The sequence below is a fragment of the Tepidanaerobacter syntrophicus genome, from assembly GCF_001485475.2.
Taxonomy (GTDB): domain Bacteria; phylum Bacillota; class Thermosediminibacteria; order Thermosediminibacterales; family Tepidanaerobacteraceae; genus Tepidanaerobacter; species Tepidanaerobacter syntrophicus.
The window spans coordinates 335,021-351,279 of the sequence record NZ_DF976999.1 but is presented as its reverse complement, the minus strand read 5'-3'; the positions used below and the strand labels follow the sequence as shown (position 1 = coordinate 351,279).

Here is a 16,259-nt window from a genome sequence, read left to right as displayed (position 1 = left end):
TATGAAAGAAATAGAACTTAAAGAAGAAGTTGTCCGCACTGCCAAGAAAGCGGAAGAAATCGGTTTGTTCAAACATAAATCCGGCAATGTCAGTGCGATTGACAGGGAAAAAGGAGTAGTCTACATAACTCCTTCAGGGATATCAAGGCAGGAGCTCAGAAGCGATATGATTGCAGCAGTAGATTTGGAGGGGAATATAATCGATGCCCCTTATAAGCCGTCTATCGAAACTCAAATGCATGTTAGGGCATATAAGATTAAAGAAAAGGCATCAGGAATCGTCCATTCGCATTCCCGGTACGCCACGCTTTTTGCCTGTATGCCAAAAGAAATCCTGCCTGTTACTGTTGAGGCGATTCACTACGGCGGAAATATAGTAGAAGTAGCGGAGTATGCCCCGCCGGGCACTTGCGATCTTGCTGAGTGCATGGAAGATGTTATGAAGGATTCCGATGTGTGCCTTTTAAAATACCACGGGGTATTAGCCGTAGGCCAAACCCTGGAAAAAGCTTTACTCAATGCCATGTATGTGGAAGAAGTTGCGTTTTTATATTATCATATGCTGGCACTTGGACAAACAGAGTTCATGCCAATAAATCTACTGGAAAACCTTAAAAATGGCTAGGCACAATACCAAGTAGTTCACTTAAAACATTAAGACCTTATACAGTCAGCTCGAAAAAAGCGACTGCATAAGGTCTTTTGTTTTATAATGCTATATTCAAATGGTAGGTTTTGTGGTATATAATGTTGAATAGAGATATTGGAAAATTAGGTAAAGCAGGTGTGATATGCAACAACAAAATCTTCAAATAATTTGGTACAAGAATTGCATAAAATGTGTTAAGAGAGAAGAAAATTGAAAGGTGGTGAATTTGTGGAGGATAAAATTAGAAAACTTATTGAATCGGAAGACAAGAAAAACCCCTATACTGATGAACAACTGGCCGATATGCTTAGTATGCGAAGAGATGCGGTAACTACGCTGCGAAGCGAACTTAATATTCCGGATTCTAGGGAACGGCGCAAGCCTTATCTGGTGCAGGAGATAAAGGAGATCTTATCAAAAAACAAAGATATATCTAACCGGCAGCTTACCAAAATTATTCAAGAACGAGGATTTGAAGTATCAAGATTTCTTGTGTCTTCTACAAGAGAAGAAATTGAAAAAGAGTCGAGTGATTTTGACAGGAAAGAAGAAATGACGGAACAAGGTCAGGAGGAAAATCTTCAGAATACGCAAAAATCGCGATATCCTGAAGAATCAACAGCCTTTAAAAACATAGTGGGTTCTGAAGGCAGCTTAAAACCCCAGATTCAGCAGGCTAAGGCCGCAATTCTCTATCCGCCCCATGGGCTTCATACATTAATTTTAGGACCCAGCGGAGTAGGGAAAAGCAACTTGGCAGAGGCTATGTATGATTATGCGGTAGAGGTAGGCGTTCTTCCTGACGGCGCTCCTTTTATCATTTTCAACTGCGCAGATTATGCGGAGAACCCCCAGCTTCTCTTATCTCAACTTTTCGGCCATGCGAAGGGCGCATATACCGGGGCGGTAGGTCCGAAAGAAGGTTTAGTGGAAAAAGCCGATGGAGGTATTTTGTTTTTGGATGAGGTCCACCGTCTTCCTCCTGAAGGCCAGGAGCTTCTTTATTACCTTATGGATAAAGGAAAATTTAGGCGGATGGGCGAAACCGATGCCGAGCGAAGTGCAAATGTGCTGATAATTGCAGCAACTACCGAAGATATTGAATCTGTTCTCCTTTTGACTTTTAGGCGAAGAATACCGATGATTATTGAACTTCCGCCGCTTTCAGCAAGACCTCTTGATGAAAGATACGAGATTATCAGAAATTTTTTTAGCCAGGAAGCAAACAGGATAGATGTCAGGATAAAGGTGACCCAGGAAGCACTGAGAGCTTTACTTCTATACGATTGCCCGGGAAATATCGGACAGCTTAGAAGCGATATTCAGGTGGCGTGCGCCAGAAGTTTTTTGACATATGTAGGCGACCAAAAAGACTATTTAAAGGTTGATTTAATTGATTTGCCGGCACATGTTCGAAGAGGACTGCTGAAAATAGAAAGCCGAAAGCCTGAAGTGGAGAGCTTTTTAAGAGGGGATTTACTGGTAGTGCCGGGCAAGATCGATATTAAGGCAGGGCCTAAAGACGACCTATATGAATTACCCCGCGAAATATACCAATACATCGAGGAAAGATTTCAGGAACTTGAAAAGCAAGGCTTAAAACAGGATGTAATAAACAGGGTAATTGGTGGGGAGCTTGAGATAAAATTTCAGCAATTAATAAGACAGGTTGAAACCAGCCATCAAACCCTTGCAAAACAGGATTTGGTAGGAATAGTCGGACAAAAAGTAGTAGATATGGCTGAGGAAATTACAAAAATTGCGGAAAAACGATTAGGCAAAGCTGATGAGCATTTGTTTTACTGTTTGGCTATTCATTTAAGCGCAACTCTTGAAAGAATTGAGATGGGAAAACCCATTGTAAATCCACAGCTTGAGAAAATTAGGAATGAATACAAACTGGAATACAGCATAGCCGAAGAAATGGTAAAGCGTGTAGAGATATTATCAGGATACAAACTGCCGCCTGACGAAATCGGATTTGTAGCAATGTATATCAGGACTGTTACAAAGCCTATGGATATGAAGAGGGGACGGGTAGGCGTGGTAGTTTTATCCCATGGCAGGGTGGCCCAAGGAATGGCTGATGTTGCCAACCGGCTTTTAGGCGTAAATCACGCAGTAGGTATAGAGATGTCCCTTGATGAAAAACCTGAGTCAGCACTTGAAAGAACTATTGAAACGGTGAAAAAGGCAGATGAAGGAAAAGGCGTGCTTTTGTTAGTGGACATGGGATCTTTGATAACATTTGGAGAAATAATCACTAAAAGAACCGGAATTCCCACAAAAACAGTGGGCAGAGTTGATACAGTTATGGTTTTGGAGGCAACGCGCAGAGCGATTCTACCGGATGCTCAGCTGGACGAAATTGTTGAAATAATCGATAAAGACAAGACGGGGCTGGGGAGATTTGTGCCGCAAGATTCAGAGCCAAAAGAAAAAAGAGCTATTATAACATTGTGTATAACGGGAGAGGGAACTGCGGTAAGGATAAAAAGACTTATAGAAAAAATGCTGCCGGGTATTGAGGAAAAAGCGGAAATCATCCCTGTTGGCATCGCGGGAGATGAGGATGTCTTGGAGAAGATCAAGAAATTAAAATCGGAATACGATGTGGCTGCAATTGTTGGAAGTATAAACCCTCATGATAATTCAACACCGTTTATTTCATTGGAGGAAGTAGTGGATGGCAGTGCCGCGAAAAAATTACAAAATATTCTTGGAGGCAATTTGCCGCTAAAAAATATACCGGCCGATGTTAAAATCCATTCTCCCCTTGCAGATGTTATACATGAGGAACTTATTTTGGTGGAACCTGATTACAGCAGCAAGAATGAAGTTTTAGATGGCCTTGCTGATCTTCTCACAAAAGGCGGATATGTTAAAAATGGATTTCTCCTGGATATATACAAAAGGGAAATCATGGGACCGACCCTTATAGAAGGAAAATACGCCATTCCCCACGGAAACCCTGAAAACGTCATAAAGCCTGCCATAGCCATAGCAATATTAAAGGAACCCATAGATTGGTGGGAGAAAAATGCGGTAGATTTAGTTTTCATGCTGGCATTAAATGAGGAGTCAAAGGAAATGGTTTTAGAGCTTTATGATTTATTTAAAAAACCCGACTTCATCGCAAAGCTAAGAAATTCAAAGACTCCAGCGGATGTAAAAGGCATAATGCTAGAACTTCTCCTATAAAAAACATAAACTTCCAAAATGTTGGCACGGAACTTGCGAGAATAGAAACCAGAAGTCCAATTGAAATTTCAGATTAAATATAATATAAGATTTATACGAGAACAAGAAATAGGAGGAAAATTATGCAGGAAGTAAAATTAATCGATCCATCGCTTATTATGCTAAACGTTGAAGCAACTGAAAAAGAAGAAGTAATAACATTAATGGCAAAAAAGCTTATTTCAGAAGGATATGTAAAAAGCAGTTATTTAAACGCTATTTTGCAAAGAGAAAAAGAATACCCCACAGGACTGCCAACTAATGGAGTAGGCGTAGCTATTCCACATACCGATATAGAACATGTAATAAAACCAGGAATTGCAGTTGCGACCTTAAAGAACCCGGTAAAATTTAATGTAATGGGAAATCCAGACGAAGAAGTTGATGTAAAGCTTATTTTTATGCTAGCAATTACTGATCCAAACACCCAAATTAATTTACTTAAAAAATTAGTAGATATTTTTCAAAAAAAACGATTTTTGATTAAACTAATAAGCATTGAAAATAAAGAAGAATTTGCCAAAGAATTGAATTCTGCAATTAGCAATGCAACAGATGAGTTAAATAATAATATAAATTCTATATAGAGGTGGACTTATGAAAAGTAAAAAGATAGTAATTGCGTGTGGCACAGGGATAGCTACATCTACAGTAGTTGCTGAAAAAGTTGAAGAGGCATGTAGAAAGGAGGGAATTAAGGCAGATATATCGCAATGTAAAGTTACAGAATTAAACAGTTATTCTAATGGAGCAGATCTTATAATATCAACAACATTTGTAAGCGGTAATTATGATGTTCCTGTCATTAGTGGTTTGCCTTTTATAACAGGGGTAGGAGAAGAAGAAACTATAAAAAAAATTATAGACGAACTAAAAAAGTAAAAACACCTAAACCTAGACATGTTATTAATTGCAAAATATACAAATTAATTAGAAATGAAGGGAGAGTGTAAATTTGTCTATTATAAATGCAATATTAGATTTAGGCGCTGTTGTTATGCTACCGATATTAATTTTTATATTAAGCTTAATTTTTGGAGAAAAGCCAGGAAGGGCTTTGAGATCAGGCATCATAATCGGAATAGGTTTTATAGGCATAAATCTGGTAATTGGTTTACTGTCTAATAATCTTGGTCCTGCCGCTGAAGCATTAGTAAAGAACAGTGGACTTAAGTTAGATGTTATCGACGTGGGTTGGCCTGCTGCTGCGGCAATTGCTTTCGCATCAAAGGTTGGTGCATTTGTTATACCTATAGGACTTGTAGTCAATGTAATTATGTTAGTAACGAGAACTACAAAAACTGTTAATGTGGACTTGTGGAACTATTGGCATTTCGCATTTACCGGGGCTTTAGTTTCAGCAGCTACAAATAACTTAACACTCGGCATGATTGCAGCCGCTATAAATGCTGCTATAGTCTTGAAACTTGCAGATTGGACAGCGCCCATAGTCCAAGAATTTTACGGTTTACCAGGTATTTCATTGCCTCATGGATTTTCACTGGCATATGTTCCTGTTGCAATACCATTAAATAAAATTTTTGATAAAATCCCAGGTATTAATAAAATAGATATAAATCCAGATAGTATAAGTAAAAGATTTGGTGTGCTTGGCGAACCTATGATGGTTGGCCTGATTTTGGGAATTGTCTTAGGCCTAATCGCGAAATATGATATCAAGGATTCTTTAAATCTTGGCATGTCAATGGCAGGAGTTATGTTTTTGATGCCTAGAATGGTTCGCATACTTATGGAAGGTCTGATACCGGTATCTGAAGCAGCAAAGAAGTTTATGCAGAAAAGATTTGCAGGAAACGAATTCTATATAGGTTTGGATTCGGCTGTGGCTATAGGACATCCCGCAGCTATCGCAACGGCTCTAATATTAGTTCCGGTTACTATTTTATTAGCTTTAGTGGTCCCTGGAAACAGGGTTCTACCCTTCGGAGATCTTGCTACAATACCTTTTATGGTAGCTATGATAGCCCCAATATGCAGAGGCAATGTTTTTAGATCTGTTATAATCGGGACGTTAGTAATAGCTGTAGGATTATTGATAGCCACAAACGTATCTCCTCTCCATACTCAAGCAGCGATTGATGCAGCCTTCCAGTTCCCGGAGGGGGCGACTACAATTTCGAGTATATGTGATGGGGCTAACCCGCTAACATGGATTATTCTTAAAGTTATGCAATTATTTGGCTAGCCTTCGCTGATCTTAATCAACTATATGCAAATAAGGTCTTTAGTTAACTAAAGACCTTATTTGCATATAGTTGATTAATGTCTACAAAAAACTTATACTTAAATACTTTGGAAAACTAACATTTACAAGAATGACTTTATATTGATAAAGTACCGGATAAAACAAACGAATTTATTGATAAATGTTAGACAATTATTGACAAACCAAAAAATCTAAGTTAAACTACAATTGAACAAAAGATTATTGTGTGAACAAATGTTCAAAGCGGAGAGATAAAAATGGCGAGTAATGATAAGAGAATCCTGACAAAGGTAGCTCACATGTACTATGATGAGAGTATGACACAGCAAGAAATTGCGAATAAGTTAGGGATTTCACGTCCTTCTGTATCAAGATTGCTTCAAAGAGCAAGAGATGAAGGTATTGTAGAAATAAAAATTCGCTATGAAGGAAGTTATGCAAAGCTGGAAAATATATTGGAAAAAACTTTTGGGCTGCGGGAGGTTATAGTTACTCCGCCTGAAGAAGGAGAGGGGCTAAAGCACAGGTTAGCTGAAGCTACTGCAGAATACTTAGAAAGGACAATAAAAGAAGGAGATATTGTCGGTGTTTCGTGGGGTACTACGCTTGTTCATATTCCTAAATACATTGATACTAAAGTAAAAAATGTAACATTTGTGCCTCTAGTGGGCGGGGCGGGACAAACAAAATTAGATATACATTCAAATGCAATTGTTATAAATTTTGCCAGGGCTTTTGGAGGAAAAGGACGCCTTTTACATGCTCCGGTTACCGTCAGCAGCATTGAAGTAAGAGAATCTTTAGTATCTGACAGAAGTATAAAGCAAATTTTAGACCTTGCCGCAAAATCTACTATTGCAGTAGTAGGTATCGGCTCACCGACGGACCCGGAGTCAACCATAAGGCAAACCGGCTACTATAGTGGATCGGAGTTAAATCATCTGAAAGAGGCAGGGGCTGTATGCGATATTTCTTGGATATTCTTAGATAAAGAAGGAAATTTATGTCCAATAGAACTCAACGAACGAGTGATAGGAATATCTATAGAAGACCTAGATAAAATACCGACCGTGGTTGGAGTGGCAGGTGGAAAAGCAAAGCATGAAGCCGTCTTGGCAGCTGTTAAAGGACGCCATCTTGATATACTTGTTACAGATGAAGAAACTGCCGAATTTTTATTAAAAAATTCTGAGAGGATAGAAGTTTATGGGATTTGAAATAGCCATTATCGTTTTTGCGCTTTGGATTGTGCAGGGAATTTTATCCTACTTTCAAATAAAAAACTTCAACGGCAAACTTGCAAAGTTTAAAAATTATCATAAATATGGCATTGGGCAGGTTAAAGGTTGGCTCGGAAAAGGCGCAATCGCTATTTTAGGGATCGATTCATACAACAATATTGTTGATGCAGAAATAATGTCAGGCATAAGCGTATTTGCAAGATTTCGGTCACTAGATCTTTTAAAAGGCAAGAATATACAAGAGATAGATTCAATACTTGACGGAATAGACAAACCTGTGAAAACCGCTATATTAAAAGCCGCAGAATCGGCGCAGCAGGTAAAAAAGTCAGAAAAGGAGGTTGAAAGCTCCATGTAATTATTAAATTATTTTTTTTATTAATAGAATAAAAAAATAGGAGGGAAATTGTAGATGGATGCATTAGCAAGTTTTGCACAAACCTTTATCGGGTTATTTCAAGAAGGCGGCAAACAATTTCTAGGTTTGGCAGGCGGAATTTTACCCACACTTATATGTTTAATGACGGCAATAAATGCTTTAATCAAATTTATAGGTCAAGAAAATATTGATAGAGTTGCACAATCTGCAGCAAAATATACTATTCTGCGCTATACTGTAATGCCGGTTATGGCTGTGTTTTTCTTGACAAATCCTATGGCTTATACTTTTGGAAGATTTTTACCTGAAAAGTATAAACCGGCATTTTATGATGCGGCCGTTTCCTTTGTACACCCTATAGTAGGATTATTTCCTCATGCAAATCCTGCGGAGCTTTTTGTTTACATGGGAATTGCCCAAGGCATTGAGCAGCTCGGATTACCTCTGGGACAACTGGCAATACGGTATTTTCTAGTTGGTGTAATAGTTATTTTTATAAGAGGTATCGTTACAGAAAGATTAACCCTAAGAATGATGAGACAAAGAGATCTTGCGATCTAATAGGGAGGGTGAAAAATGGGATATAGAGCAGTTAAAGTTGAAAAAGGACCCAGCGGCTGGGGAGGACCTTTGATAATAAAACCCGAAGAAGGCAAAGATAAAATAGTTTCAATTACCGGTGGCGGCATAGATGCAGTAACCCGTAAGATTGCAGAAATGACAGGCGGAACACCGGTTGACGGTTTCAAAACTTCTGTGCCGGATGATCAAATATGCTGCGTAGTTATTGATTGCGGAGGGACTGCAAGGTGCGGCGTTTATCCTAAAAAGCGAATTCCCACAATAAATTTGACTCCGGTTGGTCAGGTGGGACCACTGGCGAAATACATCGAGGCAGATATATATGTTTCCGGCGTAAAGCCTGAAAATATCCATTTTGTATCTGAAGAAGAGGCGGCAAGCTATGCCGGAACAGAAGGAATATCAAAAGACATAGAAACTCAAGATGTCAAAACCGCAAAAATTGAATATGAAAGAAAACCCGGTATTATCGAAAAAATTGGCAGAGGAATGGGCGGAGTCGTAGGTATATTTTATCAATCCGGCCGCGAAACTATTGATCAAGTTATAAAGAATGTGCTTCCGTTTATAGCATTTGTGGCAACGCTAATAGGTATTATCTTAAAATCTGGTGTAGGTGATTGGATAGCAAATATAATTGCTCCCCTTGCCGGAACATTGCCGGGACTTCTACTTATTTCAATAGTATGCGCAATACCTGTTTTATCGCCGCTTTTGGGACCGGGAGCTGTTATAGCTCAAGTCGTAGGTGTTTTGGTAGGCGTTGAAATTGGTAAGGGCAATATACCTCCACAATTTGCTTTACCTGCACTCTTTGCTATCAATCCGCAAGTAGGATGCGACTTTATTCCGGTGGGTCTAAGCCTTGGAGAAGCAAAACCTGAGACGGTGGAAATCGGCGTAGGTGCGATTCTTATTTCGAGACTAATAACAGGACCGATTGCTGTTCTAATAGCTTATCTTTTTAGTATCGGATTATATGCAGGTTAACATTTAAATTAAAGAAAAGCGCTGCCGCAATGGGCTATTGCGGCAGACGCATTTCGAACTGTATCCGAAGGAGTGGAAATATGACAAAGTACGAAGCTGCGATCATTGAAATAGGTGTAATGGTAGACGAACTGCTGCGTCAAGGAATACTTATATTGTTTGACAAAACAGCGCCGCCGGAGCTTCAAGAAATATCTGTTGTGCATACAGGTGCCAGCCTTGAAGAGGATGTTGAGGTTGGGGATTTGGTAGTTCTTGGAGATTTTTCATACAAAGTTACGGCTGTAGGAGAAATAGCAAATAGAAACTTAAGAAACATTGGTCACGCGTGTCTTAAATTCGATGGCAGAAACTTGCCTGAATTACCGGGGGATATTCACCTACATGGAGATGAACTTCCTTTCTCTTTAAAAAAAGGAGACATAATAATTATTAAAGATGAGAAAAAATAGTATTTTTATTGCTATTTTATAAATTAATTGGGAGATGAAGATAGATGTTAAATTTAAACACAAAACTTAAAGAGCTTGATGAGCAAGGAAAGAAGATAAGGGCCGGTATAGTAGGTGCAGGACAGATGGGGCGAGGCATGGTAAGCCAGATGTTTTGCATGAAAGGTATTTTGCCTGCGATAATTTCGGATATAGACATAGAAAGAGCAAAGAATGCATATCTTTTAGCAGGCATAAGCAGTGATGACATTGCAGTTGCAAATAAGGCTGTAGAAGCAGAGACTGCTATACAAAAGGGCAAATATGTAATAACAGAGGACTTTAACGTAATTACAAGCACGCTTCCTATCGATGTAGTTTTAGATCTTACCGGAGTGCCTGATGTTGGCGCACGCATAGCTTTTGATTCTATTTATAACGGCAAAAATATAGTGATGCTTAATGTAGAAACCGATGTTACAGTAGGACCGCTACTTAAGAAGATGGCAGACAGTGCCGGCGTCGTATACACAGTATCAGCAGGCGATGAACCCGGAGCCGTAAAAGAACTTTATGATTTTGCAGATGCTATGGGCTTTAAGATACTTGTGGCAGGAAAAGGCAAAAACAATCCTTTAGACATCGAAGCTAATCCTGATACCGTTAGGGAAAAAGCTCAGGCAAGTAATATGAATCCCAAAATGCTTGCTTCCTTTGTCGATGGGACCAAAACTATGGTCGAAATGACATGTGTTTCAAACGCAACCGGTTTCGTACCAACAAAAAGAGGAATGATTGGACCTGAGTCTACAGTTAAAGAGCTTCCAAAGCTTTTAAGCTTAAAGGAGCAGGGAGGAATTCTAGACAGATATCAAGTGGTAGAATTTGTTAAAGGAATAGCCCCGGGAGTTTTTGTCATAATAACTACAGATCTTCCGGCGGTAAAAGAAGAAATGGCATATCTTTCTATGGGTGAAGGTCCTAACTATATTTTGTATAGACCATACCATCTTACAAGCATCGAAACACCTTTGTCTGCAGCAAGGGCTTGCATATATCATGAGCCAACAATAGTGCCAAAAGGAGCTCCGGTTTCTGAGACAGTAGCGGTAGCCAAGAAAGACTTGAAGGCGGGAGAATACCTTGATAGCATTGGAGGTTATACAGTATACGGAGTAATTGACACCTTTGAAAATGCCAAAAAAGATAACGCTCTTCCGATAGGATTGGTAAGCCCTAAAGTAAAAGTTAAAACTGATATTAAAAAAGGAGAAACCTTAACATATGATGCAGTAGAACTAGACGAGAATTCGTTTATCTTACAGTTGCGCAAATTACAAGATATGACTTTTTAGTTTGGTTTGAATCATGTAACACAAAATATTCCATAGAAACTGGTGTTAAGTATAAAAATAAAGAGCATTAGAATTTGTTAAAATTCTTGAGTCATTATCCAAAGGAGCTGGTTTAATGAATTTGACCAAGGATAAGAAATTGTGGATGTATCAAAAGATGTGTGAAATAAGGAATTTTGAGTTGGAAGTGGATAGGCTTTTTAAGGCAAATCTTATATGGGGAACCTGCCATCTTTCGGTGGGAGAAGAGGCATCGGCGGTGGGATCAATAGCCGCCTTAGAAAAAGATGACATGATTACAAGCACCCATAGAGGCCATGGCCACTGCATAGCAAAAGGCGGCAAACTTCCTCAAATGTTTGCCGAACTTTTAGGAAAAGAGACAGGATACTGCAGGGGACGCGGCGGTTCTATGCACATAGCGGACCTTACAATGGGAAACTTAGGTGCAAACGGGATAGTAGGCGGCGGCATACCAATAGCAACCGGTGCTGCCCTTGCTTCTAAATTGAGAAATGACGGAAAAGTGACGCTGTGCTTTTTTGGAGATGGAGCTACAAATCAGGGAGCATTTCATGAAGCAGTAAATTTTGGTGCAGTTAAAAAATTGCCGGTAGTATATCTTTGTGAAAACAATCTATATGGAATGTCTGTTCCTTTCGAAAAGGCAAGTGCCGCAAAGGACGTGGCAGACAGGGCAGCAGCATACAATATACCGGGCGTTATAGTCGACGGTAATGACGTAGAGGCGGTATACGAGGTGACAAAAGCAGCAGTAGAACGAGCAAGACAAGGTCAGGGCCCATCTATTATAGAAGCTAAAACCTATCGTTGGCTAGGGCATTCAAAAAGCGACCCGAGAGTTTACAGGACAAGAGAAGAAGAAGAGGCATGGAAACAAAAATGCCCCATAAAAAGATATCGACAGAAATTAATAAGTGAAGGCGTTGCTACAGAAGAAGAACTTGACCAAATAGAAAAATCAGTAGAAAAAGCTATTCAAGAAGCCTTAGAGTATGCAAAAAACAGTCCCGAGCCCAAAGTCGAAGAAATTATGGAAGGCGTATATGCATGAAAACAAGGAAAATGGAATCGGAGGCGATATAATTGGCTGAAAAACTTTATATTGAGGCCTTGAGAGAAGGGCTGCGGGAAGAACTTATAAGGGACAAAAATGTTTTTATTTTAGGAGAAGACGTAGGACTTTATGGCGGTGCATTTGGAGTTACCAAGGGGCTTTTTGAGGAATTTGGCGAAGACAGGATAATTGACACGCCTATATCTGAAGCTGCAATAGCCGGGGCTTCAGTAGGAGCGGCACTGTGCGGTATGCGGCCGGTAGCGGAGATCATGTTCTTTGACTTTTTTACAATCGCCATGGACCAACTAGTAAACCAAGGCGCGAAGATAAGGTACATGTTTGGCGGAAAAGCACAAGTGCCTATGGTTATTCGAGGACCTATGGGTTGTGGCACAGGAGCTGCTGCTCAGCACTCTCAAAGCTTTCCGGCTGTATTTGCCCATTTTCCCGGTCTAAAGGTGGTAATGCCATCAACGGCATATGACGCAAAAGGTCTAATAAAAGCTTCCATAAGAGATAACAATCCTGTGGTTTTTGCCGAACATAAATTACTTTATTGGACAAAAGGAGAGGTGCCGGAGGAAGATTACATCGTGCCGATAGGAAAGGCCGATATAAAACGGCAGGGTAAAGACATTACCGTAGTTGCAGGTTCCATAATGGTGCAAAGAGCTTTAGAAGCCGCTAAGGAACTAGAAAAAGAAGGAATAGATATAGAAGTAGTAGATCCCAGAACTTTAAAGCCCTTAGATCTTCCAACCATAGCAAATTCAGTCAAAAAAACCGGCAGGGTAATGATAGTTGAAGATGATCCCATATACTATGGCTGGGGAGCGGAAATAGCTGCTCAGATTGCAGGAAGCGAAGCATTTGACTACCTCGATGCGCCGATAAAGCGATTGGCGGGACTTGATATACCAATTCCCTATAATCCGAATCTTGAAAGACATGCAGTACCTCAAGTAGAAAACATTATCCAGGGCGTAAAAGAAGTGCTGGCGTAAAGGAGGATACCCATGGCTACCATAGTTACCATGCCAAAACTTGGCACTACAATGACCGAAGGGTCAATTACAAAATGGCTGAAAAAAGAAGGCGACCCTATTCAAGAAGGCGAGGTATATGCAGAAATTCAAACAGACAAAGTAAATATCGAAGATGAAGCACCGGCCTCTGGAATACTTAGAAAAATTCTCGTAAAAGAAGGAGAAATCGTTCATATCGGGGAGCCTATAGCCATAATAGCAGATAAAAACGAAGATATTTCCCAATACCTTAGCGGACAAAAGGAAAAAATCGAAGCAAAGGAAACGGAGCAGAAAAAACAAGAAGAAAAACCTTCTGCTGAAGAGACCGGACCTTTGAGAAAAATTAAAGCATCTCCTGCCGCAAGAAGAATTGCAAAAGAAAACAACATAGATTTATCTAAACTGATAGGCACAGGTCCCGGAGGCAGGATAGTAGAAAAAGATGTAACGTCTTATATTGAAAGAACCAAATCTGAATCTGCTCCGCCTGAAAGAGAAGTAGAGCAAGCAAAGCAAATAGATAAGCAGCTTAAACCTGCTGAGTTTACTATAAAAAGAACAATTCCCGTAACAGGTATGAGAAAAATAATCGCAGAAAAAATGGCTGCCAGCAAAAAACTTGCACCTCACATTTATCTATCTTTAGATGCTGATATGACAAAAGTTATAGAACTTAGGGAAAAATTACTTCCATCTGTTATAGAAAAGCACAATGTTAAGCTCTCGTATAACGATATATTAATTAAAGCTGCGGCAGTGGCACTAAAGCAAAACCCGATAATAAATTCTAGTTTCACAGAAGAAGAGATAATTTTAAAAGAAGAAATAAATATAGGTCTTGCAGTAGCATTAGATGATGGTTTAATCGTTCCTGTAATCAAGAATGCCGACAAAAAAGGTCTGATAGAAATAGCAAAAGAAACTTCAGAACTTATCGCAAAGGCGAGGGATAGAAAATTACTGCCTGACGATTATTATGGAGGTACATTTACCATATCTAATCTGGGCATGTATGATATAGAAAACTTTAGCGCAATAATCAATCAACCTGAAACAGCCATACTTGCAGTAGGAAAGATGATGAAAAAACCGGTGGCAGCGGAAAACGATGAAATTGTCGTAAAACCCATGATGAACCTGACGCTTTCCTGTGATCATCGAGTGATAGACGGCGCAGCAGGAGCAAAATTCCTTCAGAACCTAAAGCAAATTCTTGAGGAACCTATTAATATGATACTTTAAAATTTAATTCTAATATTTAAAAACTCACAGGTTAAATAATGAAACACTTACCCAATCCCAATAAGGCAAATCTTTCTAAAGAGAGATGCTGCAGGGATTGGGTTTTTATTTGCAAGAGTTATTGTGCATAAAACTTAAGTATGATAAAATATGTATACAATACACAGAATACAACTTTAAGCTCTTTTAAAGATTTTAAAAAGGAGAAGGATAATAAATGAGCGGATTTAGGATTGAGCATGATTTATTGGGAGACAAAGAAGTTCCAAAGGATGCTTATTACGGAATACAAACCCTGCGGGCCGTAGAAAACTTCAATATAACGGGGCATAAGCCTCATCCGGAACTGTTTTTAGCAGTTGCCATGGTAAAAAAAGCGGCGGCAATGGCGAATATGGAACTTGGCCTTTTAGATGAAAGAAAAGGCAAGGCTATTATTTACGCTGCTGACGAAATACTAGCCGGAAAACTTGCCGACCAATTTGTGGTTGATGCAATTCAAGGCGGGGCAGGCACCTCTATAAACATGAATGTAAATGAAGTCATAGCTAACCGGGCAATCGAAATTTTAGGCGGCGAAAAAGGGGATTACACGATAATTTCACCAAATACAGATGTAAATATGTCGCAGTCGACAAATGATGTGTTTCCCACAGCTATACGCATTGCAACGATAAAACTTACAAAAAATCTTCTTGATGAAATAAAATTACTACAAAATGCCTTACTAAAAAAGGCTAAAGAATTAGATGATGTAGTAAAAATAGGCCGCACCCATCTGCAGGATGCTGTTCCTATTAGAATGGGGCAAGAATTCGAGGCATATTCAAGAGCAATCGGACGAGATGTAAATAGAATAAAAACTTCACTTAAAGCTCTTCATGAGATAAATTTAGGAGCAACTGCCGTAGGCACAGGTCTTAACGCAAAGGTGGAGTATATAGAGCTTGCTGTAAAATATCTTAAAGACATCTCAGGCCTTCCCTTAAAAAAGACAGAAAGCTTAGTTGACGCTACTCAAAATACAGATGCTCTGGCAGACTTTTCGTCGACGCTGAAGATATTAGCTTTGAATTTATCAAAAATCGCTAATGATTTACGCCTAATGGCTTCAGGGCCAAGAGCCGGTATTGCGGAAATCAAGCTTCCTCCGATGCAGCCGGGTTCTTCCATAATGCCAGGCAAAGTAAATCCCGTAATCCCTGAGGTTGTAAACCAAGTCGCATTTCAGGTAATGGGCAATGATCATACAATAAGCCTTGCAGCCGGTGCAGGCCAACTGGAGTTAAATGTAATGGAACCTGTCATCGTTTATAATCTGCTTCAATCTGTAGAGATTTTAACAAATGCTATAAGGACATTTAGAGAAAAATGTATAGTTGGAATAACAGCCAACAAGGAACACTGCAGGGAAATGGTAGAAAAAAGCATCGGCATAATAACAGCTTTACTTCCTCATATCGGATATGAAAAAGCATCGCAAATTGCAAAAGAGCTATCAGAAAGCGATGAAACAGTTCAGGAAATACTTTTGAGAAAAAAGATTTTACCCGAAGACATAATAGAAGAAATTCTCTCACCAAAGGCCATGACAGAACCCGGCATTTTATGTGAATAAAGAGTCTTGACTTGGCATAAACAATAGTATATATTTTATCTAAGCGTCTGGTGACCTTTTTCAATGCCTTAAAGCGAGCAGAGGATGGTGCAAGCTCTGCGTTAAAAAGGGTCTGGCAACAGAATGCGGTAGTTTAAAAACTTATAGTAAGTTCCAAAAAGTGGCAGGAGATTCCTGCAACTAGGGTGGAACCGTC

15 protein-coding genes are annotated in these 16,259 nt (G+C 39.4%); all 15 read left to right on the top strand.

Annotation, left to right across the window (positions count from 1 at the left end; all coding sequences use genetic code 11):
* Position 1 precedes the first annotated feature (1 nt).
* The 15 genes from TSYNT_RS02530 (at position 2) to aspA (ending at position 16,063) form a co-directional block, all read left to right on the top strand.
* On the top strand, positions 2-625 hold the full coding sequence (locus tag TSYNT_RS02530; RefSeq protein WP_059031574.1) for a class II aldolase/adducin family protein: 624 nt from the start codon (positions 2-4) through the stop codon (positions 623-625).
* A gap of 252 nt (positions 626-877) precedes the next feature.
* The gene (locus TSYNT_RS02525; protein WP_059031573.1) at positions 878-3,850 is read left to right on the top strand and encodes a sigma 54-interacting transcriptional regulator; all 2,973 of its coding nucleotides are present in this window, start codon (positions 878-880) and stop codon (positions 3,848-3,850) included.
* 122 nt (positions 3,851-3,972) lie between these two features.
* Positions 3,973-4,476 (top strand): PTS sugar transporter subunit IIA, encoded by a 504-nt coding sequence (locus TSYNT_RS02520; RefSeq protein ID WP_059031572.1) that lies wholly within the window; start codon positions 3,973-3,975, stop codon positions 4,474-4,476.
* Positions 4,477-4,486: 10 nt separating this feature from the next.
* Complete coding sequence (locus TSYNT_RS02515; RefSeq protein ID WP_059031571.1) at positions 4,487-4,771, top strand: PTS sugar transporter subunit IIB; 285 nt, start codon at positions 4,487-4,489, stop codon at positions 4,769-4,771.
* A gap of 73 nt (positions 4,772-4,844) precedes the next feature.
* Entirely contained in the window at positions 4,845-6,095 is a 1,251-nt protein-coding gene (locus TSYNT_RS02510) for a PTS galactitol transporter subunit IIC (protein ID WP_059031570.1), read from the top strand.
* A 278-nt stretch (positions 6,096-6,373) separates the two neighbouring features.
* Positions 6,374-7,333: a sugar-binding transcriptional regulator gene (locus TSYNT_RS02505; protein WP_059031569.1), complete on the top strand. Its 960-nt coding sequence runs from the start codon at positions 6,374-6,376 to the stop codon at positions 7,331-7,333.
* On the top strand, positions 7,323-7,715 hold the full coding sequence (locus TSYNT_RS02500) for a transcriptional regulator GutM (RefSeq protein ID WP_059031568.1): 393 nt from the start codon (positions 7,323-7,325) through the stop codon (positions 7,713-7,715). Before TSYNT_RS02505 ends, TSYNT_RS02500 begins: the two co-directional genes overlap by 11 nt.
* A gap of 54 nt (positions 7,716-7,769) precedes the next feature.
* Positions 7,770-8,297, top strand: a complete 528-nt coding sequence (gene srlA / locus TSYNT_RS11965; RefSeq protein ID WP_059031567.1) for a PTS glucitol/sorbitol transporter subunit IIC — start codon at positions 7,770-7,772, stop codon at positions 8,295-8,297.
* Positions 8,298-8,312: 15 nt separating this feature from the next.
* Positions 8,313-9,308 carry a PTS glucitol/sorbitol transporter subunit IIB gene (gene srlE / locus TSYNT_RS11960; RefSeq protein WP_059031566.1) on the top strand — a complete coding sequence of 332 codons (996 nt, stop codon included), beginning with the start codon at positions 8,313-8,315 and terminating at the stop codon, positions 9,306-9,308.
* An 80-nt stretch (positions 9,309-9,388) separates the two neighbouring features.
* On the top strand, positions 9,389-9,760 hold the full coding sequence (locus TSYNT_RS02485) for a PTS glucitol/sorbitol transporter subunit IIA (protein WP_059031565.1): 372 nt from the start codon (positions 9,389-9,391) through the stop codon (positions 9,758-9,760).
* Positions 9,761-9,804: 44 nt separating this feature from the next.
* On the top strand, positions 9,805-11,094 hold the full coding sequence (locus TSYNT_RS02480) for an NAD(P)H-dependent oxidoreductase (RefSeq protein ID WP_059031564.1): 1,290 nt from the start codon (positions 9,805-9,807) through the stop codon (positions 11,092-11,094).
* Between the two features lie 115 nt (positions 11,095-11,209).
* Positions 11,210-12,169 carry a thiamine pyrophosphate-dependent dehydrogenase E1 component subunit alpha gene (locus tag TSYNT_RS02475; RefSeq protein ID WP_059031563.1) on the top strand — a complete coding sequence of 320 codons (960 nt, stop codon included), beginning with the start codon at positions 11,210-11,212 and terminating at the stop codon, positions 12,167-12,169.
* A gap of 32 nt (positions 12,170-12,201) precedes the next feature.
* Complete coding sequence (locus TSYNT_RS02470; RefSeq protein WP_059031562.1) at positions 12,202-13,179, top strand: alpha-ketoacid dehydrogenase subunit beta; 978 nt, start codon at positions 12,202-12,204, stop codon at positions 13,177-13,179.
* A 12-nt stretch (positions 13,180-13,191) separates the two neighbouring features.
* On the top strand, positions 13,192-14,445 hold the full coding sequence (locus tag TSYNT_RS02465; RefSeq protein ID WP_059031561.1) for a dihydrolipoamide acetyltransferase family protein: 1,254 nt from the start codon (positions 13,192-13,194) through the stop codon (positions 14,443-14,445).
* Positions 14,446-14,662: 217 nt separating this feature from the next.
* The gene (gene aspA, locus TSYNT_RS02460) at positions 14,663-16,063 is read left to right on the top strand and encodes an aspartate ammonia-lyase (RefSeq protein ID WP_059031560.1); all 1,401 of its coding nucleotides are present in this window, start codon (positions 14,663-14,665) and stop codon (positions 16,061-16,063) included.
* The last annotated feature ends 196 nt before the right edge of the window (positions 16,064-16,259 follow it).